At 70.6% G+C, this 16,538-nt stretch carries 17 protein-coding genes and 1 pseudogene; 8 read left to right on the top strand and 10 right to left on the bottom strand.

Annotated elements, in window-relative coordinates:
* On the top strand, positions 1-535 hold a 535-nt coding region (locus KUTG_RS30805), incomplete at its 5' end, for a TNT domain-containing protein (protein ID WP_157495647.1).
* 36 nt (positions 536-571) lie between these two features.
* Here KUTG_RS30805 and KUTG_RS30800 read toward each other — a convergent pair.
* Genes KUTG_RS30800 through KUTG_RS30785 form a run of 4 tightly spaced genes read right to left on the bottom strand, consistent with a single transcriptional unit; the run spans position 572 to position 2,626 of the window.
* Positions 572-1,165, bottom strand: coding sequence for a pentapeptide repeat-containing protein (locus KUTG_RS30800; RefSeq protein ID WP_043721722.1), 594 nt, complete (start codon positions 1,163-1,165; stop codon positions 572-574).
* Positions 1,162-1,620, bottom strand: a complete 459-nt coding sequence (locus tag KUTG_RS30795; RefSeq protein WP_043721720.1) for a universal stress protein — start codon at positions 1,618-1,620, stop codon at positions 1,162-1,164. The genes KUTG_RS30800 and KUTG_RS30795 overlap by 4 nt, the downstream gene beginning before the upstream one ends.
* 14 nt (positions 1,621-1,634) lie before the next feature.
* On the bottom strand, positions 1,635-1,994 hold the full coding sequence (locus KUTG_RS30790; RefSeq protein WP_043721718.1) for an effector-associated constant component EACC1: 360 nt from the start codon (positions 1,992-1,994) through the stop codon (positions 1,635-1,637).
* Positions 1,991-2,626 carry a TetR/AcrR family transcriptional regulator gene (locus KUTG_RS30785; protein ID WP_043721715.1) on the bottom strand — a complete coding sequence of 212 codons (636 nt, stop codon included), beginning with the start codon at positions 2,624-2,626 and terminating at the stop codon, positions 1,991-1,993. The genes KUTG_RS30790 and KUTG_RS30785 overlap by 4 nt, the downstream gene beginning before the upstream one ends.
* A 107-nt stretch (positions 2,627-2,733) precedes the next feature.
* Between KUTG_RS30785 and KUTG_RS30780 the strand changes: the two genes are divergently transcribed.
* The 3 genes from KUTG_RS30780 (at position 2,734) to KUTG_RS30770 (ending at position 7,209) form a co-directional block, all read left to right on the top strand.
* Positions 2,734-3,567: an esterase/lipase family protein gene (locus KUTG_RS30780; RefSeq protein ID WP_157494881.1), complete on the top strand. Its 834-nt coding sequence runs from the start codon at positions 2,734-2,736 to the stop codon at positions 3,565-3,567.
* 118 nt (positions 3,568-3,685) lie between these two features.
* The gene (locus tag KUTG_RS30775; RefSeq protein ID WP_043731189.1) at positions 3,686-5,980 is read left to right on the top strand and encodes a chitobiase/beta-hexosaminidase C-terminal domain-containing protein; all 2,295 of its coding nucleotides are present in this window, start codon (positions 3,686-3,688) and stop codon (positions 5,978-5,980) included.
* A 95-nt stretch (positions 5,981-6,075) separates the two neighbouring features.
* A complete protein-coding gene (locus KUTG_RS30770; RefSeq protein ID WP_157494880.1) occupies positions 6,076-7,209 on the top strand; it encodes a hypothetical protein in 1,134 nt (377 codons plus the stop codon).
* On the opposite strand, the gene KUTG_RS30765 is transcribed toward KUTG_RS30770, so the two are convergent.
* Together KUTG_RS30765 and KUTG_RS30760 are read right to left on the bottom strand one after the other, a co-directional pair.
* Entirely contained in the window at positions 7,187-10,495 is a 3,309-nt protein-coding gene (locus KUTG_RS30765) for an error-prone DNA polymerase (RefSeq protein WP_043721709.1), read from the bottom strand. The two genes, KUTG_RS30770 and KUTG_RS30765, sit on opposite strands and share 23 nt — an antisense overlap.
* 19 nt (positions 10,496-10,514) lie before the next feature.
* Positions 10,515-11,054 (bottom strand): TetR/AcrR family transcriptional regulator, encoded by a 540-nt coding sequence (locus KUTG_RS30760; RefSeq protein WP_043721708.1) that lies wholly within the window; start codon positions 11,052-11,054, stop codon positions 10,515-10,517.
* Between the two features lie 89 nt (positions 11,055-11,143).
* On the opposite strand from KUTG_RS30760, the gene KUTG_RS30755 reads away from it, so the two are divergent.
* Both KUTG_RS30755 and KUTG_RS30750 read left to right on the top strand, forming a co-directional pair.
* Positions 11,144-11,845: an SDR family NAD(P)-dependent oxidoreductase gene (locus tag KUTG_RS30755; RefSeq protein ID WP_043721706.1), complete on the top strand. Its 702-nt coding sequence runs from the start codon at positions 11,144-11,146 to the stop codon at positions 11,843-11,845.
* A 91-nt stretch (positions 11,846-11,936) separates the two neighbouring features.
* Positions 11,937-12,278, top strand: a complete 342-nt coding sequence (locus KUTG_RS30750; protein ID WP_052395597.1) for a hypothetical protein — start codon at positions 11,937-11,939, stop codon at positions 12,276-12,278.
* 20 nt (positions 12,279-12,298) lie between these two features.
* On the opposite strand, the gene KUTG_RS30745 is transcribed toward KUTG_RS30750, so the two are convergent.
* Positions 12,299-12,841 carry an EF-hand domain-containing protein gene (locus KUTG_RS30745; RefSeq protein ID WP_043721705.1) on the bottom strand — a complete coding sequence of 181 codons (543 nt, stop codon included), beginning with the start codon at positions 12,839-12,841 and terminating at the stop codon, positions 12,299-12,301.
* 57 nt (positions 12,842-12,898) lie between these two features.
* Here KUTG_RS30745 and KUTG_RS30740 point away from each other — a divergent pair, with 57 nt between their 5' ends.
* On the top strand, positions 12,899-13,462 hold the full coding sequence (locus tag KUTG_RS30740; RefSeq protein WP_043721704.1) for an HD domain-containing protein: 564 nt from the start codon (positions 12,899-12,901) through the stop codon (positions 13,460-13,462).
* Positions 13,463-13,522: 60 nt separating this feature from the next.
* Here the strand turns inward: KUTG_RS30740 and KUTG_RS59195 are convergent, their stop codons facing one another.
* The 3 genes and pseudogenes from KUTG_RS59195 to KUTG_RS59190 all read right to left on the bottom strand — a co-directional run bounded on the left by KUTG_RS59195 (position 13,523) and on the right by KUTG_RS59190 (position 15,714).
* Entirely contained in the window at positions 13,523-13,690 is a 168-nt protein-coding gene (locus KUTG_RS59195; protein WP_157494879.1) for a hypothetical protein, read from the bottom strand.
* Positions 13,691-15,265: pseudogene (locus tag KUTG_RS30735) on the bottom strand (DNA polymerase Y family protein).
* A complete protein-coding gene (locus tag KUTG_RS59190) occupies positions 15,262-15,714 on the bottom strand; it encodes a hypothetical protein (RefSeq protein WP_052395596.1) in 453 nt (150 codons plus the stop codon). The pseudogene KUTG_RS30735 and the gene KUTG_RS59190 overlap by 4 nt, the downstream one beginning before the upstream one ends.
* 520 nt (positions 15,715-16,234) lie before the next feature.
* On the opposite strand from KUTG_RS59190, the gene KUTG_RS61835 reads away from it, so the two are divergent.
* Positions 16,235-16,429 (top strand): hypothetical protein, encoded by a 195-nt coding sequence (locus tag KUTG_RS61835; protein ID WP_198047364.1) that lies wholly within the window; start codon positions 16,235-16,237, stop codon positions 16,427-16,429.
* Positions 16,430-16,538 lie beyond the last annotated feature (109 nt).

The raw sequence follows: 16,538 nt of genomic DNA, 5'->3' as shown, positions 1-16,538 counted from the left end.
GCCGCCGTCGCCGATGCCGCCGCCCCTGGGCCAGCCGCCGATGGGCGGCGACCGACCGCCGATGCCCGGGCAGAACCAGCCGCCGATGGGTCAGCCGCAGAACGGCCAGCCCCAGAACGGGCTGCCCCAGCAGAATGGTCAGGCGCCGCAGAACGGCCAGGCCCAGCGGGGCGACGACTGGCCGATCCAGCCGCTGCGGGGTGAGCCGCCGCTGACCCTGTTCCGGGGCAAGCGGGTCATCGAGCTGCCGCAGGGCGTCGAGGTGGACCGCTTCGGGCAGCCGGACGGCAACCTCACCTACGCCGGTGGCACGCCGTTCCCGCTGCGCTCGCTGGTGCCGGAGTGGATCGGCCGGCCGTATCACGTGTACCGGCTGCAGCAGCCCGTGCAGGCCCTGGCCGGCGTGGCCGTGCCGTGGTTCGGGCAGCCCGGCGGCGGCACCGCGTACCTGCTGCCGAAGTCCATCGACGAGCTGCTGGCCGACGGCACCCTGGTCGAGGTCCGACAGGGCACACCGCCACCGACCGGACAGTGATGTGGGAGACGGGCCGCGCGACCGCGCGGCCCGTTTTCAGTTCTCGACGATCAAGCCGTGGGCGGCGGCGAAGCGCACCGCCTGGTCCAGGTCGATCTTCGCACCGGTCAGCTGGGCCTGGCGCAGGCCGTCCGGGTCCAGCCGCGCCCCGCGCAGGTCGGTGTCCTCCAGCCGGGTCCGCAGCAGCCGGGCACCGGACAGGTCCACGCCACGCAGGTCGGCTTCCCGCAGGTCGGCCTCGACGAGGTTGGCCTCACGCAGCCGTAGCCCGGACAGGTCCATCTTGCGCAGGTCGACCCGGCCGAGGCCGGCCAGCGACAGGTCGGTGTCCCGGATCGTGCAGCCCCGCAGCCGGCAGTCGGTGAAGGTGGAGCCGAGCAGGGTGCAGCCCTCGAACCGGGACGAGGCGAACACCGTGCGGTTGAAGGTGCAGCCGCGGAAGGCGGTGCCGGTGTGTTTGCTGTCACCCAGGTCGGCTCGGGTGAAGTCGCAGTTGGTGAACGTGCAGGCCTTGGTGACCAGGTCGCGCAGGTCGGCGTCGGTGAAGTCGCAGCGTTCGAACGAGCGGCGCTCCCAGGTCTGCCCGGTGAGCACGGCGTCGGCGTAGTCCTCGTTGGTCTCGGTGCTCACGGGACGACGACCACCGGCCGCTGGGCCCGGGTGACCAGGGTCTTCGGCACGGAGCCGAGCAGGTGGCCGCCGTGCCGGGAGCGGCCGACGACGATGCAGTCGGCCCGCAGCTCCTCGGCGATCTGCTCCAGGGCGGTGGCCGGGTCGCCGCGGTGGTGCAGCAGGTCCCACTCGATGCCGAACTGGTCGAGGAACTTGGCCGCCTCCTGCCGCACCTCGGCCACGAAGTCGTTGGCCGCCTCGGCCGCGTTGATCATGCCGATGGACGTCCAGTAGGCGGCGCTGGCCAGCGGTTCCACGTAGACCAGCACGAGCCGGGCCCGTTCTCGGCGGGCCAGTCCGGCCGCCCAGGCGGCCGCGTGCACGGCCGGCGGCGAGCCGTCGACGCCGACGACGATGCTGCCGACCCCGTCCTTGCCGATCTCGAACCCCGGTAGGGCAGCGTCTTCTGGCACGTCCAGGATCGTAGTCAGTCCTGGGACTCGTGCCGGAAGAACGCCTCGATGGCCGCCTGGTTGTCGTCGGCGCTGGTGTTGGTGAGCAGCATGGAGCGCTCGCCGTCGCGCAGCTCGATCTTGCGGCGCTCGTCCCGGCGCACCCAGTCCCGCAGCACCCGGACCAGCTGCAGCAGCACGGGCGAGGTGCTCAGCGCCACAATGATCGTGCTGACGGTGTCCGCGTCGGCGCCCTTGGACAGCTCCGGCGCCGGCCCTCCGGGGGCGAACTCGGCGCTGTCCACGTCCAGGTCGAGCAGCTCGGTCCGCAGCAGGCGGGCCTGGTCGTCGACCTCGTCGGGATCCCCGTGCAGCAGCAGCGAAACGGTGGTCACCGCTGCGAGATTACACCGTCCACAGTGGACTCAAGGCCGGCTCGCACGATCCGGTGGTAGGCCACCATCTGCCCGATCAGCTCGTCCACGTCCTCGCCGCCGTCGAACAGCCAGTCGGTGATCAGCTCGAACAGCGCGCCGACGGTGGCGATCGCGATGGTCCGGATCTCCCGGTCCGGCTCGATCACGCCGTGCTGCCGCCACACCGCCTCGACAAAACCGGCGGCCCAGCGCCGGTTCTCCCGCCGCCGGCGCTCGACCGTGGGCGAGACGCCGGCCGACTGCCCGAACACCACGCGCGGCACCATCGGGTCGGCGACCAGGGTCCGCGCGAAGGTCTCGATCAGGTCCTCGATGCCGCCGCCGGCCTCGGCCAGCGCCGTGCGCATCCGAACCAGCAGGTCATCGGCCAGCTGCTCGAACAGCGCGAGGTAGCAGGCCTCCTTGCTGTCGAACAGCTCGTAGAAGCTCTTGGTGCCGACGTAGGCCGTCTGGCAGATCTCCTCGATCGGCACGGCGGCGAACCCCTTGCGCCCGAACAGGGTCAGCGCCGCCGCCAGCAGGTCGGCCCGCCGCTGGGCCCGGCGCTGCTCGGCATCGAGTCCCCGCACGGTGCGGCCGCTGCGCGTCATGGGCCGATGCTACGGAACCGATTGCGGAAAATCTGTCTTGTTCGAAACAAGATGACGTGTTGTACTCGACATGAGCCAGGTCACCGATGCCCTGCCACGGAGGTTCCATGCGCAAGCTCCTGATCCCTCTGCTCGCCGCGGTCGGCCTGCTGGCCGGCGCCGCGACCGCCGGCGCCGCACCGACATCCGGCGTGAACGACTACTCGTGCACGCCCAGCGCGCAGCACCCGGAGCCGGTCGTGCTGGTCCACGGCCTCGGCGCGAACGGGCCGCTCAACTTCGCCACGCTCGCGCCCACGCTGGCCGGCCACGGCTACTGCGTCTTCTATCTGACCTACGGCACCGGGATCCTCGGCCCGACGGTCGGCGGCCTCAAGCCGATGGAGGACAGCGCGGCCGAGCTCGGCGCCTTCGTCGACAGGGTGCGGGCGGCCACCGGCGCGGCCAAGGTCGACATCGTGGGCCACTCCGAAGGCAGCACGGTTCCGGCCTACTACCTGAAGTTCCTGGGCGGTGCGGCCAAGGTCACCCACTTCGTCGGCTTCGGCGCCAACTACGCCGGCACGTCCCTGGACGGCCTGGCCACACTGGCCACCCTGCTGCACCTCGGCCCGGCCCTGGCCGGCGTCGGCTGCGCCTCCTGCGCCGAGTACCTGCCCGGCTCGGAATTCCTGACCAGGCTCGACGCCGGCGGCGTCGCGGTCCCCGGGCCGACATACACCAACATCGTCTCCAAGTACGACACCGTGGTCACCCCGTACACCAGCGGCGTGTTCACCGCGCCCAACGCCACCAACATCGTGCTCCAGGACCACTGCTCGCTGGACTTCACCGGCCACCTCGGCCAGGCCGTCGACCCCAACGTGGCGTCATTCGTGCTCAACGCCCTTGACCCGTCCAGCCCCGTGCGGTGCCAGCCGTTTTTTGACCCAGGGGCCTGAATTTCCGGCTTGACTCTTCCGCACCCCGGGCGGGGCGGTTTATCGTCACCACGCTTGAGAGCGCTCTCACAGTGTCGTGTCCGGTAGGCCCTGCCCCTGCTCGGAGGTGCTCAACCCCATGAAGAGACTGCTAGTAGCCTTAATCGGTGCAGTAGCCCTGACCACGGCGTCTGCCCTACCTGCCGCCGCGGCCGACGACTACACGCAGGCCGTCACCGCGACCAGCGCCAGTCAGGCCCGCATCGACTTCACCCCCACCACGCCCTCGATGTATGTGGACGTGCACTACACCGGCGTGCCTGGCGTCGGACAGCAGAACGTCCGCATGACCAACAACGCCGGCACCTGGCAGTGGACCGTCAACGGTCTGTCCAGCGGCAACGTGCTCGACTACTGGTTCACGTACGAGAAGAGCGGGCCGCAGTACGACACCCCGCACTTCAGCTACACCCAGGGCGGCACCACCACGCCCACCGCCGCCGCGCCGACGTTCACCCCGCCCGGCGGCAGCTACACCTCGGCCCAGACGGTGACGATCTCCACCACCACCGCGGGCGCGACCATTCGGTACACAGTGGACGGTTCGACGCCGACCACCAGCTCGCCGCAGTACACCGGCCCGATCTCGGTGTCGGCCAGCCGAACCGTGAACGCCATCGCCGTCGCTTCCGGCATGGCCAACTCGCCGGTGGCCAGCGCGGTGTACAGCATCGGCACCACCACGCCCACGTCCTGCCCGACCCAGTCGGACACGCCCAACTTCGGGCCCAACGTGCACGTCTTCGACCCGAGCATGTCCGCGGGCACGATCCAGGCCCAGCTCGACGCCGACTTCAACGCGCAGAAGGACACCCAGTCCGCGCAGTTCGCCGAGCGGCGGGTGGCCGAGCTGTTCAAGCCCGGCACCTACGGCGTGAACGACAACGTCGGCTTCTACACCTCGGTCGCCGGCCTCGGCCAGAACCCCGACGACGTCACCATCAACGGACACGTCACCGTGGACGCCTTCAACGCCTCCGACGCCGGCAACGCCACCCAGAACTTCTGGCGCTCGGCCGAGAACATGGCCGTCAACGCCACCGGCGGCGACCGCTGGGCCGTCGCGCAGGCGGCGCCGTTCCGTCGCATGGACATCCGCGGCGACCTCCAGCTCTACCCGGCCAGCTACGGCTGGGCCAGCGGCGGCTACGTCGCCGACACCAAGGTCTCCGGCCAGACCGCGTCGATCTCCCAGCAGCAGTGGTACACCCGGGACTCGGCCTTCGGCAGCTGGTCCGGCGGCGTGTGGAACATGGTGTTCTCCGGCGTGAACGGCGCGCCGGCCACCACCTTCCCCACCCCGCCGGAGACGACCCTGGGCACTACGCCGGTGTCGCGGGACGTGCCGTACCTGTACGTCGACGGCAGCGGCAAGTACCGGGTGTTCCTGCCTTCCTTGCGCACCAACGCCTCCGGCCCGAGCTGGGCCAGCGGCAGCACCCCCGGCACCTCCGCTCCGATGAGCCAGTTCTATGTGGTCAAGGCCGGCGACACCGCCTCGACCATCAACGCGGCGCTGAGCTCCGGCTGCAACCTGTTCTTCACACCCGGCGTCTACCACCTCAACCAGACGCTGAACGTCACCAAGGCCAACACTGTGGTGTTGGGCATCGGCTACCCGACCCTGGTGCCGGACAACGGGGTCAACGCCATGCAGGTGTCTGATGTGGACGGTGTGCGGCTCAAGGGCCTGCTGTTCGACGCCGGCACGGCGAACTCGGCCGCGCTGCTCACCGTCGGCCAGTCCGGTTCCTCGGCCAGCCACGCCAGCAACCCGACCACCATCCAGGACGTGTTCTTCCGGATCGGCGGCGAGCTTGCCGGCAAGGCCACCGCGTCCCTGATCGTCAACAGCGCCAACACAATCATCGACCACATCTGGGCCTGGCGGGCCGACCACGGCAACGCCGGCACCGTCGGCTGGGGCACCAACACGGCCGACAACGGCGTGATCGTCAACGGCAACAACGTGTTGGCCACCGGGCTCTTCGTCGAGCACTACCAGAAGTACGAGGTGACGTGGAACGGCCAGGGCGGCCGGACCATCTTCTTCCAGAACGAGATGCCCTATGACGTGCCGAACCAGGCCTCGTGGATGGCGCCAAGCGGCGTCAACGGCTACGCCGCCTACAAGGTCGGCGCCAACGTCACCTCGCACGAGGCCTGGGGCCTCGGCAGCTACAACTACTTCAACGTCAACCCGGCCGTGAACGCCTACCACGCCTTCGAAGTCCCCAACAACTCCGGCGTGCGGTTCCACAGCCTGCTCACCGTTTCCCTGAACTACCAGGGCACCATCACGCACGTCATCAACGACACCGGTGCGGTCACGCCGACCGGGACCACGCCCAGCAACGTGGTGAGCTACCCGTAATGCCAGGAGGCCGGCCCGCTTCGGCGGGCCGGCCTCGAATCACGGTTGCGCATCACCGGCCCCGTGACCGGCGCGCACCGTGCTGTGATCCCACCATGCGCGGAATCAGACCTGGGGCGACGGCCGGCGCGGCCGTCGCCTTTGTCGTGGCATGGTTCCTGCCGTGGATGGGCGGCGCGGCAGCGTTTCCGCTGCTCGGCCACGCCTTCGAGATGTGGTACTGGTTCAGCTTCAGCGCCCCGGGCCCGGGCGCCGGGCTGGAGATCGTGCTTTTCGGGCTCCTCGGCCTGGTGTCCATCGCCAGCGCGGGGTTCTCCGCACGCCGCACTTCGGCCGTGACGGCAGTGTTGGGCGCGGCGGTCGGGGTGCAAGTGATGGTGCGGGATCACCCTGGCCTGGACTCCGGCCCCGGACCGCTGGTCGCCGCAGTCGCGCTGGCCGTGCTCGCCGTCGCGCAGGCTTTTCGCAGCGAGGCCGGCCGCAGCTGGTGGTCCACGATCGCCGGTGTCATGGTCGCCGCTTTGCTGGCCGTGGCAACGGGTTTCGGCGGCGCGGCCTACGCCTCGGCCCGAGACCTCGACGCCACCACCTCCGACGCGTCCGGCGGGGTGACCGTCACGGCACTCGACGGGACGTTCAGCGGTGTCACGGCCCGCGACCGCGTGACCGGCGCGGAACGCTGGCACTACTGGGCTCGCGGCTGGAAGTTTCCCTCGGTCGGGCTCAGCGGCGACGGCCGCACCGTCTTCGCGCTCGCGCAGCGGGCGGGCGAGGAGGACGCGTTCGCCTTCGACGCGGTCAGCGGAACGTTGCGCTGGCAGCGAATGCTGGCGACCGAAGACTGGCCGGGACCGGTGGCGGAGTTGCACAACGACTACCTGTCGGGCATGCCGGGAATCCTGACCGCGTATTCGAACGAGGCCCGGTACATCGACGCGGACGACCACGAAAGCACCATCCGGCTGGACAACGACTGCGGCGTGCTCACGGCCGGCGGCGTGCGGACGCTGTACGTCGTCGAAGATTGCCAGGGGCGAGTCCAGGTTTTCGCGACCGGCTCGGACGCCAGGCGCCGCTGGACGACGCCGGCGCTCCAACTGCCGGTCGGCACGCCCGCCAAGCCGGTGCACTACGACGACATCGTGGTGGTGGACAACGGGGACACCGTGGTGGTCGAGGGGACGGGCAGCGAGACCTTCAATGCGGTCAACGGAAATCCCGTGAGGTAGAGGGCACCTTGATGTCCAGGTTCCGCAACTGATCGGCCTGCAGGCTGATCACTCCCTCGGCCTTCTCCAGGACGCCCCGCACCAGCACCGCCGAGCTGGTGCGGGCGACCCGGCGGTAGCGCCGCCACAATCCCTCGCTGCACACCACGTTCAGCATGCCGGTCTCGTCCTCCACGTTGAGGAACGTGACCCCGCCGGCGGTGGCCGGCCGCTGCCGGTGGGTGATCGCGCCACCGACCAGCACCCGGGTCTTGTCCTCCACAGTGGACAGATCGGCCACCCGTATAGCGCCCATACCGTCGAGTTTGCGGCGCACGAATTGGATCGGGTAGCTGTCGGGCGAGATGCCCGTCGCCCACACGTCCGCGGCCGCGACCTCCACCTCGTCCATGCCGGGCAGCATCGGCGCGTCGGTGCCGGTCACGGTTCCAGGCAGCCGGCCTGTGCGTTCCCGAGCCGCCGCACCGGCCGCCCACAACGCCTCGCGACGTTCCAGGCCAAGGCTCTTGAACGCGCCGGCGGTGGCGAAGGCCTCCAGCTGCGGCGTGGTCAGCCCGATCCGGCCGGCCAGGTCGACCATGCCGCGGTACGGCCCGTTCTCCTCGCGTTCGTCCACTATCCGCTCGGCCAGCTTGTCGCCGATGGTGCGGATCGTGCCGATGCCGAGCCGGATCGCCGGGCCGGGCAGCTCCAGCGTGGCGTGCGGCAGGCTGACGTTGATGTCCGGCCCGTGCACGGTGACGCCGTGCCGACGGGCGTCGGCAACCAGCGACTGCGGCGAGTAGAAGCCCATCGGCTGGGCCCGCAGCAGCGCAGCGCAGAACGCCGCCGGGTGGTTCAGTTTCAGGTAGGCCGAGGCGAAGACCAGGTGCGCGAAGCTGAGCGCGTGACTCTCCGGAAAGCCGAAGTTGGCGAAGGCCAACAACTTCCGGAAGATGTCGTCGGCCAGCTCGCCGGTGATGCCGTTGGCCGCCGTGCCGGCGTAGAAGCGCTCCCGCAGCCGCTCCATCCGGTGCGTGGACCGCTTGGCCCCCATGGCCCGACGGAGCTCGTCGGCCTCGGCCGGGCTGAAGTCGGCCACGTCCACCGCCATCTGCATCAGCTGCTCCTGGAACAGCGGCACGCCGAGGGTGCGGCGCAGCGACTTCTCCAGCAGCGGGTGGTCGATCTTCACCGGCTCCAACCCGTTGCGCCGCCGGATGTACGGGTGCACCGAGCCGCCCTGGATCGGGCCGGGGCGGATCAACGCCACCTCCACCACCAGGTCGTAGAACTCGCGCGGCTTCAACCGGGGCAGCGTCGCCATCTGCGCCCGGCTCTCCACCTGGAACACGCCCACGGTGTCGGCCTTGCACAGCATGTCGTAGACCTTCTGGTCATCCAGGTCCAGTGTGGACAGATCGACCGTGACGTCCTCGAAGTCCTGCACCAGATCCACGGCGTAGTGCAGCGCCGACAGCATGCCCAGGCCCAGCAGGTCGAACTTGACCAGGCCGGCCAGCGCGCAGTCGTCCTTGTCCCACTGGAGCACCGACCGGTTCTCCATGCGGGCCCACTCCACCGGGCACACCTCGCTCACCGGCCGGTCGCAGATGACCATGCCGCCGGAGTGGATGCCCAGGTGCCGCGGGAAACCCTCCAGCTGGTTGGCCAGGTTCACCACCAGGTCCGGGATGTCGTGGTCGCGCTCCTCCTCCGTGGTCTTCAACGGACCCCAGCGGTCGATCTGCTTGGTCCACGCGTCCTGCTGTCCGGCGGAGTAGCCCAGCGCGCGGGCCATGTCGCGGACGGCGAACTTGGCCCGGTAGGAGATCACGTTGGCCACCTGCGCCGCGCAGGTGCGGCCGTAGGTCTTGTAGACGAACTGGATGGCCTCCTCGCGGCGGTCGGACTCGATGTCCAGGTCGATGTCCGGCGGCCCGTCCCGTGCCGGCGCGAGGAAGCGCTCGAACAGCAGATTGTGTTTGACCGCATCGACATTGGTGATGCCCAGCGCGTAGCAGACCGCCGAGTTGGCGGCCGATCCCCTGCCCTGACAGAGGATGTCGGCCTGCCGGCAGAACTCCACGATCTGCCAGACGATCAGGAAGTAGCCCGGGAACTTCAGGTCCCTGATCACCTTGAGCTCGTGCTCGATCTGCTTGTACGCCTTGGGGTTCGTGGTGGGCGACCCGTACTTCTTGCGGGCCCCGCGCATGGTCAGCAGGCGCAGGTAGCTGTCCTCGCTGTGCCCCGGCTGCACCGGGAACGGCGGCAGCTTCGGCGCCAGCAGGTCGAGGTCGAAGGCGCACTGCACACCCAGGATGGCCGCGTTGTGCACGGCTTCCGGGTAGCGGTGGAAGCGATGCATCATCTCCTCGCCGGTGCGCAGATGCGCCGCGCTCGACGCCGGCAGCCAGCCGGCCATCTCGTCGAGGCTGCGCCGGGCCCGCACCGCCGCCAGCGCGCCGGCCAGGTGGCTGCGGGCCGGCGTCGCGAAGTGCGCGTTGTTCGTGGCCACGTAAAGGACGTCGCACTTGCGGGCCAGCTCCACCAGCACGTCGTTGCGGTCGGTGTCCTCCGGCAGGCCGTGATCGGTCAGCTCCACGAACACGTTTCTCTTGCCGAACAAGGAGATCAGTCTTCGAATCTCCCGTTCGGCGCCCTCGGTACCCTCGGCGGCCAGCGCCGTGCGCACGGTTCCCTTGCGGCAGCCGGTGAGCACGGCCCAGTTGCCGTCGGCCTCGGCCGCCACCTCGTCGAGGTCGTAGACCGGCCGGCCCTTCTCCTTGCCGTCCAGCTGCGCCTTGGTGATCGCCCGGCACAGCGCCGCATAGCCCTCCGGATTGCGGGCCAGCACCAGCAGATGGTTGCCCTCCGGGTCGGCGATCCCGTTCTGCGGCATGGAAAGCCCGAGGCTGAGCTCCGAGCCGAAGATGGTCCGGATGCCGACTTCCTTGGCCGCCTCGGCAAAGCGGATCACGCCGTACATGCCGTCGTGGTCGGTGATGGCGATGGCGTCCAGCCGCATCCGGCCGGCCGCCTCGATCAGCTCCTCCGGGTGGCTCGCGCCGTCGAGGAAGCTGAAGTTGGAGTGGCAGTGCAGTTCCGCGTACGGCACGCGCTTGCGTTCGCCGTACACCGTGGTTTCCGGCGACAGCTGCGACGGCATGTCCGTCGGCTTCTCGTAGCCGTCGCGCTTGCGGCTGTAGCCGGGGGCGTCGCCGCCGTCCGGGATCACGCCGGGGCGGCCGGACAACGTGCGTTCGAGGTCGCGCCAGCGAATCGGTGGATTGTTCCAGCCCATGCGCCGACCTCCTTAGAACTTACGTTCGACTATGCGGTGCTGAGCTCCCTGTGTCAAGGAGGCCGTCGAGGAGAAAGCCCAGGTAGCGCCGCCACAGCTCGGGTTCGGCGTCCCGCAGCGGGGCGGCCGCCTGGTGCACGCCGGTCATCAGCAGGACCACATCCCGGCCCGTGACACCCTCGCGGGTTTCCGCCCGGTCGACGAGCCGCTGCGCCGCTTCGTTGAGCCTTTCCACACCCGCCTGCACGTCCGGGTGCCGCACCGAACCGCTCGCCACGTCGCACAGCGCCCGGTTGTCGGCCAGCCGCCCGACGCCGTAGACCATGAACTCCCTGAGGCTGCCCCGTTTTTCGGCCGCGTCGACCAGGTCGTCGAGTAGGTCACCGACGATCGCCGCGATCAGGTCCTCCTTGGTGGCGAAGTGCCGGAACACCGTGCCCTTGCCGATGCCGGCCCGCTCCGCGATCTCCGCCACCGAGACCTCCGCGCCGCCCTCGGCGAACAGCTCCGCCGCCGCGTCCAGCAGCTGCTTCCGGGTGCGCACCGCGTCCGCTCTCATGTGACCAGCATAACCTGACCACCCGGTCCGCTTAGCTGCTACGGTTCGCAAGGTGACCGCTCGGTCCGCTTAACTCTCGGAGGCTCTTCATGTCAAGCAAGGCCGCCCTGGTCACCGGGGCTTCATCGGGCATCGGCGCCGCCACCGCCGCCGCGCTCTCCGCCGCCGGCTGGCACGTGGCCGCCGGCGCCCGCCGGGTTTCCCGCCTCGGCGACTTCTTCCCGCTGGAGCTCGACGTCACCTCGCGGGAGTCCGTTCAGGACGCCGTCTCCCGCACGGTCGCCGAGTTCGGCGGCCTGGATCTCGTCGTCAACAGCGCCGGCATCATGCTCAGCGGCCCCATCCTCGACGCCGACACCGCCGAGTGGGACCGCATGGTGGGAACCAATCTGCTCGGCGCCCTGTACGTCACCCACGCCGCCCTGCCGCACCTGTTGGCGCGCAAGGGAACCCTCGTGCAGATCTCGTCCACCTCCGGCCGCACGGCATCGGCCATGGGCGGCGTCTACGCCGCCACCAAGTTCGGCCTCAACGCGTTCACCGAGTCCCTCCGCCAGGAGGTCACCGCCCACGGCGTCCGCGTCGTCACCATCGAGCCCGGCATGGTCGACACCGAGCTCCCCTCCCACATCTCCGACCCCGCCATACGCTCGATGGCCACTTCCCTCTACGGCTCCCTGCGCACCCTCGACGCCACCGACGTGGCCGCCGCCGTCCTCTACGCCGTAGACCAGCCCGCCCACGTCTCCGTGAACGAGATCCTGCTGCGCCCGACCGATCAGGTGCAGTAGACGGGCCAGCGCGGTGGATGATCACCGCAGGTCAGCGGTCTTTTTGCCGGGAAGGGGCGATTTTTGGCCGCAGGGCTGGGAAAATGGGACGGTGGAACGAGCGAACGACCCCCTGCCGATCACCGTGGCCACCGAGGACGGCGCCGTGCTGTCCGGTCTCACCGAGCCCGAGCTGCGCGCCCTGCTGGAGCGGATCGGCGGCGTCGGCGACCGGTTCGCGGTGGCGGAACGGGAACCCGGCGTGTACCTCCAGACCTGGCGCGAGGCGGACAGCCCGTTCCTGATCGAGCGGCGCGACGGCGAGGACGTGTGGACCGAGCTGGACGAGCCCGCCGACGTCGCGGCGCTGTTCGTGAGCTGGGCCCATCGTGAGACGTGGCGACAGGACTACGGCTGGCAGTCGGCCTCGCTGTCCGAAGAGGCCACGCCGTAGAAACCTTGGCACGCCAAGGATCAGTGGGCGGCGACCCAGCCGAACACCAGGCTGCCGGCGGCGCTCGGGTCGTTGCCGGCCCAGAACTCCGTCCACAGCTGCACGAACTCCTCGCGGGACATGTGGCCGTCGCCGTTTCCGTCCAGGATCGGGAAGATGTCGTCGGTGTCCGTGGTCCGGCCGGTCCAGGCCTCGATGGCCTGCCGGTACTCGGCCGCCGAGATCTCGCCGTCGCCGTTCTCGTCGACGGCGTCGAACATCGCGTTGGCGGTGCCCCCGACCGCCGACGGTTCCTCGTGCAGCTCGTCCACCACGAGCAGCACCTCGTCCAGCGAGACCTTGCCGTCCCGGTCGCGGTCGGACGCCGCCAGCAGCGTCTGCCACCAGCCCATCATGATCCCGGTCAGCTTCTCGTGCCCCTCGGTGCCCGGCAGCCAGCCTCGGATCCCGTTCCAGCGGTCGGTCAGGGCCTGGAAGTCCCCTTCGGTCAGGAACCCGTCACCGTCGACGTCCATGGCGCTGAAGACGGCGACGATCTTCCGGCGTTGGAAGTCGCTCGACATGGCGTCCAGGCTGGCATTCGCCGCCGCCGCGAACAATCGCCCGATTGTGGCGGGTGGATGGTTATCTTCGAGGGTGTGCTGCGCCGCGCCCTGACCGAATCGGACCTCCGCCCGCTACCGTCCCCCGTCGAGGATCTGCTGCTCCAACTCGATGCCCCGCCCCGACTGGCCGCCCACCTTCGCGCCGTGCACGATGTCGCGGCTCAGCTCGTCGACTGGTTCGACGGCCGGCTTCCGCTCGACGCCGACGCCGTCCTCTTTGGAGCGGCCACCCACGACATCGGCAAGGCCATCCACATCGACGAGCTCTCCGGCCCCGGCCACCGCCACGAGCCGGCCGGCCGTGATCTCCTGCTGTCCCACGGAATTCCGGCCGAGCTGGCCCGCTTCGCCGCCACCCACGCCTCGTGGACGGCGCCGGACATCACCGCCGAGGACCTGGTCGTCAGCCTGGCCGACAAAGCCTGGAAGGCCAAGCGCGTGCCGGACCTGGAGCAGCTGGTCGTGGCCCGCCTGCCCGGTGCGCCCTGGCAGGCGTTCATGGCGCTGGACGACGAGCTCACCCGCATCGCCGCCACCGCCGACGCCCGCCTGGCCTTCCAGTCCTCCTGTCCCGTCTGACATCCGGCTCTGCCCGAAACCGTATTTCGGTGTGCCGGAGAGCGGGACTCGCGGGGGCGGTTAGGGGCGGTCGTATTCTGTCGAGCGGCGTGGGGCGGGGATGAGCTGGGTGAATTCGAGGGCGGACCACGCGGGCAGGGAGGGCTGCCGGGTGGGCCATGAGGGCTCGGTGAACCACGGGTCGCCCTGGGACTCCCAGGCGGTGGTCTCCCACTGATCGTCGCTCATCTAGTCGTACACCCCTTCCACCGCCCACGTTCGGCCCTCCCGGACCAACAGCAGCGCGGTCTGTTCGACTCCGTCCAGCAGCACCTGGAGCCGGGCCCGGCGACGACCGCCGGACGGCTCCCACCAGGCCTCCTCGGCCGCCCACGGGCCGGCCCAGGCCACCACGGGCCGCGAAAGGCCCGCCGGCCAGGGACACGGCGGCGGGGACGCCGGTGAGGCGGTGCCGCCCGCTGACGCCGACCGGGGCCGCCGCGGCGTCGAGCACCACTGCAGCCACCGGTTCGGCCGGCCGGTCGCCGGGGACGGCGACGGCAGCCGGCCCGGCCACGGTGCATCCGGATCGGCCCCGGGGAGGCGTTCCTCGCCCCACGGCACGAACCGGACCCGGTCCGATGGCCCGCGTCCGCCACCGAGCACGCCGGTGACAACGCCATCGGGACCGAGCAGCCCCTGCACCCTGACCAAGGCCCGGCTGGCCCGCTCGGCCCCGGTTCCCGGATCCTCACTGCCCCCGTGCCACAGCCCGAGCTGCAGCGCGGTGGCGTCGACCACCTCGACGGGGTCGAGCCACAACCTGGTGATGCCGGCGCTGGGCCTGCTGCCGGGCGCGGCCCGCAGCCAGCCGTCGAGCTGCCAGCGCACCCGGTCGGCGATGCCGGTGGGGGTGAGCGGCTCGGCGCAACGCCACACCCGCCCCAGCTCCTCACCGTTGTCCGTGCTCGCGTGGACGCCGAGACGGGTGCAGGCCAGCCCCCGAGCCGCGAGTTTCTCGTGCAGCTGCTCCGCGAGCGCGCGCCCGGCGAACGCAGCGGCGTCCACGCGGTCTAGCGGCGGATCGGGGGAATGCGTTACCGAAAGCTCCGGTGGCGTTCGTCTCCTGGCCGGCGGCCGTTCCTCTAGACCACGGGCAAGCCGGTGTGTGGCCACGGCGTCGGCGCCGAAACGGGAGGCAACGTCGCGTTCGCTCAACGCGGCGTACGCGCCGAGGGTGCGCAACCCCAGCCGGCGCAACAGGTCGACGAAGTCGGTGCGGTCGGGTCCGCCGGGCGGGCTGAGCTCCATCGCGCTCAGCGGCGCCAGGAACTCGGCGCTGCCGCCGGGCGGCACGACCAGCCCACGCCGGGCGGCCAGGGTGGCGGCGAACAGACCGTCGGCCACGCCGATCTGGCACTCCAGGTCGCATTCGGACGCCACCTGGTCGATCAGACGCTCGGCGACGGCCGCCTCGGAGCCGTAGTAGCGGGCGGGGCCGCGCACCGGCAGGGCCACGATGCCGGGGCGCACCACCTCGATGCCGGTGGCCAGCCTCTCCACCGCAGCGGCGACCGGCTCGAACACCCGGGCGTCGCGGTCGAGGTCCTCCTCGAACACGACCAGCTCGGGGCAGCGGCCCTGGGCGCTGCGCTTGCGGTCGCCGCGCCGGATGCCCTCCGTGCGGGCCACCGCCGAGCAGGCGACGACCCGGTTGTTGGCCAGCACCGCCGCCGGCACGTGCGGGGCCAGGCCGGCCGACTTGGTCGCGGCCAGCACCGGCCAGTCCGGGCACCAGGCCACGAGCGTGCGCACGGCCGTCATGAGGTCACCGACCGAAGCCGGGCCGGCTCGGCGACCGGGGACAACGACTCGGCGGCCACGTTCGGCCGGTCCGTGGGCAGGTCGACCGGCCAGCCGCCGGGCAGCGTGAGCCGCACCTGGTTGCCGCGGGCGGCCGCGCCGCGGCCACGGGATCGCACGGTCAGCTCCCGGCCGCGCAGCCGGCCGTGGCCGTCGCCGAGGCCCCGCCAACGGCCACTGCCGTCGAGTTCGAGGTCTGCGCCGGGCCAGCTGCCGAGGGGGATGAGCACCGAGCCACGGTTGCGGGCCCGGGCCGACAGGCGTCGCGCCTCGGCCGGCGCCGGCTGCCTGGCCACGGCGACCAGGTCGAGGCCGTCCAGCAGGGCCGCGGTCACGGCGACGAGTTCGGGGCCGGGCGCGGGCACGAGGGCCAGGCGGTGCACCACCACGCCCAGCTCGTCCGCGGCCAACCAGGCCGAGATCGGACATGCCCACCACGGACCGCCCAGGAACCTTCGGCCGTGGCAGCGGCCAGCAGCGCGAAACAACAGCGTGGTGGACCCGCGCACCACCACGGTGCTTTCCGCGCCGCAGGCCGCCCCACGGCAACAGGCCGGCCAGTCCGTCGAGGACCGGCAGCGCCTTCCCTACTGATGCTTGGGTCAGCTCGTTGGCTGCGCTCACCCCGTTGAGCGCGGTCAACGACGCCGTTGCCGACCCGGACACCAGCCACCTCCTCACCCACTTCACGGCCGCGTGCGCACCCCTGCACCTGCGGGCCGCCGTGGGGAAGACGGCGGTTTCGGAGCTGGCCGGACCCCGATCCGGTCCACCTCCCGGTTCGAACTCACGTTCGAACCGATGGGCTAAGTAGACACCACCGCGACTGAGGTCGTCAAGCGGCGGGGACACGCCTATGGAGTGATCATCCACTCACCCTGGAGTGACCCGGAGCACACTGGTTGCAGTACATCTGAGTGGGAGGTCGTGATGGCAATGGAGCCAACACCGACGACGCCGGGGAAGGCCTGGAACGACTCGCTGGCGCGCTACCGGCGCCACGCGGCCGAGGTGCTCACCACACACCAGTGCACGGACGCCGGCTGCGTGGTCTGCGGCCAGCAATGGCCGTGCACGGCGGCCTGCGCCGCCGAATTCGTGCTGGAACTCAAGGACATGCAGTAAGGGGTCTCTCCTGACAAGTCGGAAGAGACCCCTTCAACGGACCGCGAGGCCCCGCCGATGCTTCGCACGGTTGCCGGATTTCGGCCGCCGCCACCCGACGCCCGCCCCA

The sequence above is a fragment of the Kutzneria sp. 744 genome (assembly GCF_000568255.1).
Taxonomy (GTDB): domain Bacteria; phylum Actinomycetota; class Actinomycetes; order Mycobacteriales; family Pseudonocardiaceae; genus Kutzneria.
This window is presented reverse-complemented; position numbering and strand designations above follow the sequence as displayed.

Bases quoted from the DNA above. Each gene is read 5' to 3' on its own strand.
- KUTG_RS30740 (WP_043721704.1), top strand. From the start codon at position 12,899: ATGGTTATCTTCGAGGGTGTGCTGCGCCGCGCCCTGACCGAATCGGAC.
- KUTG_RS61835 (WP_198047364.1), top strand. From the start codon at position 16,235: ATGGCAATGGAGCCAACACCGACGACGCCGGGGAAGGCCTGGAACGAC.
- KUTG_RS59195 (WP_157494879.1), bottom strand. From the start codon at position 13,690: ATGAGCGACGATCAGTGGGAGACCACCGCCTGGGAGTCCCAGGGCGAC.
- KUTG_RS30775 (WP_043731189.1), top strand. From the start codon at position 3,686: ATGAAGAGACTGCTAGTAGCCTTAATCGGTGCAGTAGCCCTGACCACG.
- KUTG_RS30770 (WP_157494880.1), top strand. From the start codon at position 6,076: ATGCGCGGAATCAGACCTGGGGCGACGGCCGGCGCGGCCGTCGCCTTT.
- KUTG_RS30785 (WP_043721715.1), bottom strand. From the start codon at position 2,626: ATGACGCGCAGCGGCCGCACCGTGCGGGGACTCGATGCCGAGCAGCGC.
- KUTG_RS30765 (WP_043721709.1), bottom strand. From the start codon at position 10,495: ATGGGCTGGAACAATCCACCGATTCGCTGGCGCGACCTCGAACGCACG.
- KUTG_RS30745 (WP_043721705.1), bottom strand. From the start codon at position 12,841: ATGTCGAGCGACTTCCAACGCCGGAAGATCGTCGCCGTCTTCAGCGCC.
- KUTG_RS30760 (WP_043721708.1), bottom strand. From the start codon at position 11,054: ATGAGAGCGGACGCGGTGCGCACCCGGAAGCAGCTGCTGGACGCGGCG.
- KUTG_RS30755 (WP_043721706.1), top strand. From the start codon at position 11,144: ATGTCAAGCAAGGCCGCCCTGGTCACCGGGGCTTCATCGGGCATCGGC.
- KUTG_RS30780 (WP_157494881.1), top strand. From the start codon at position 2,734: ATGCGCAAGCTCCTGATCCCTCTGCTCGCCGCGGTCGGCCTGCTGGCC.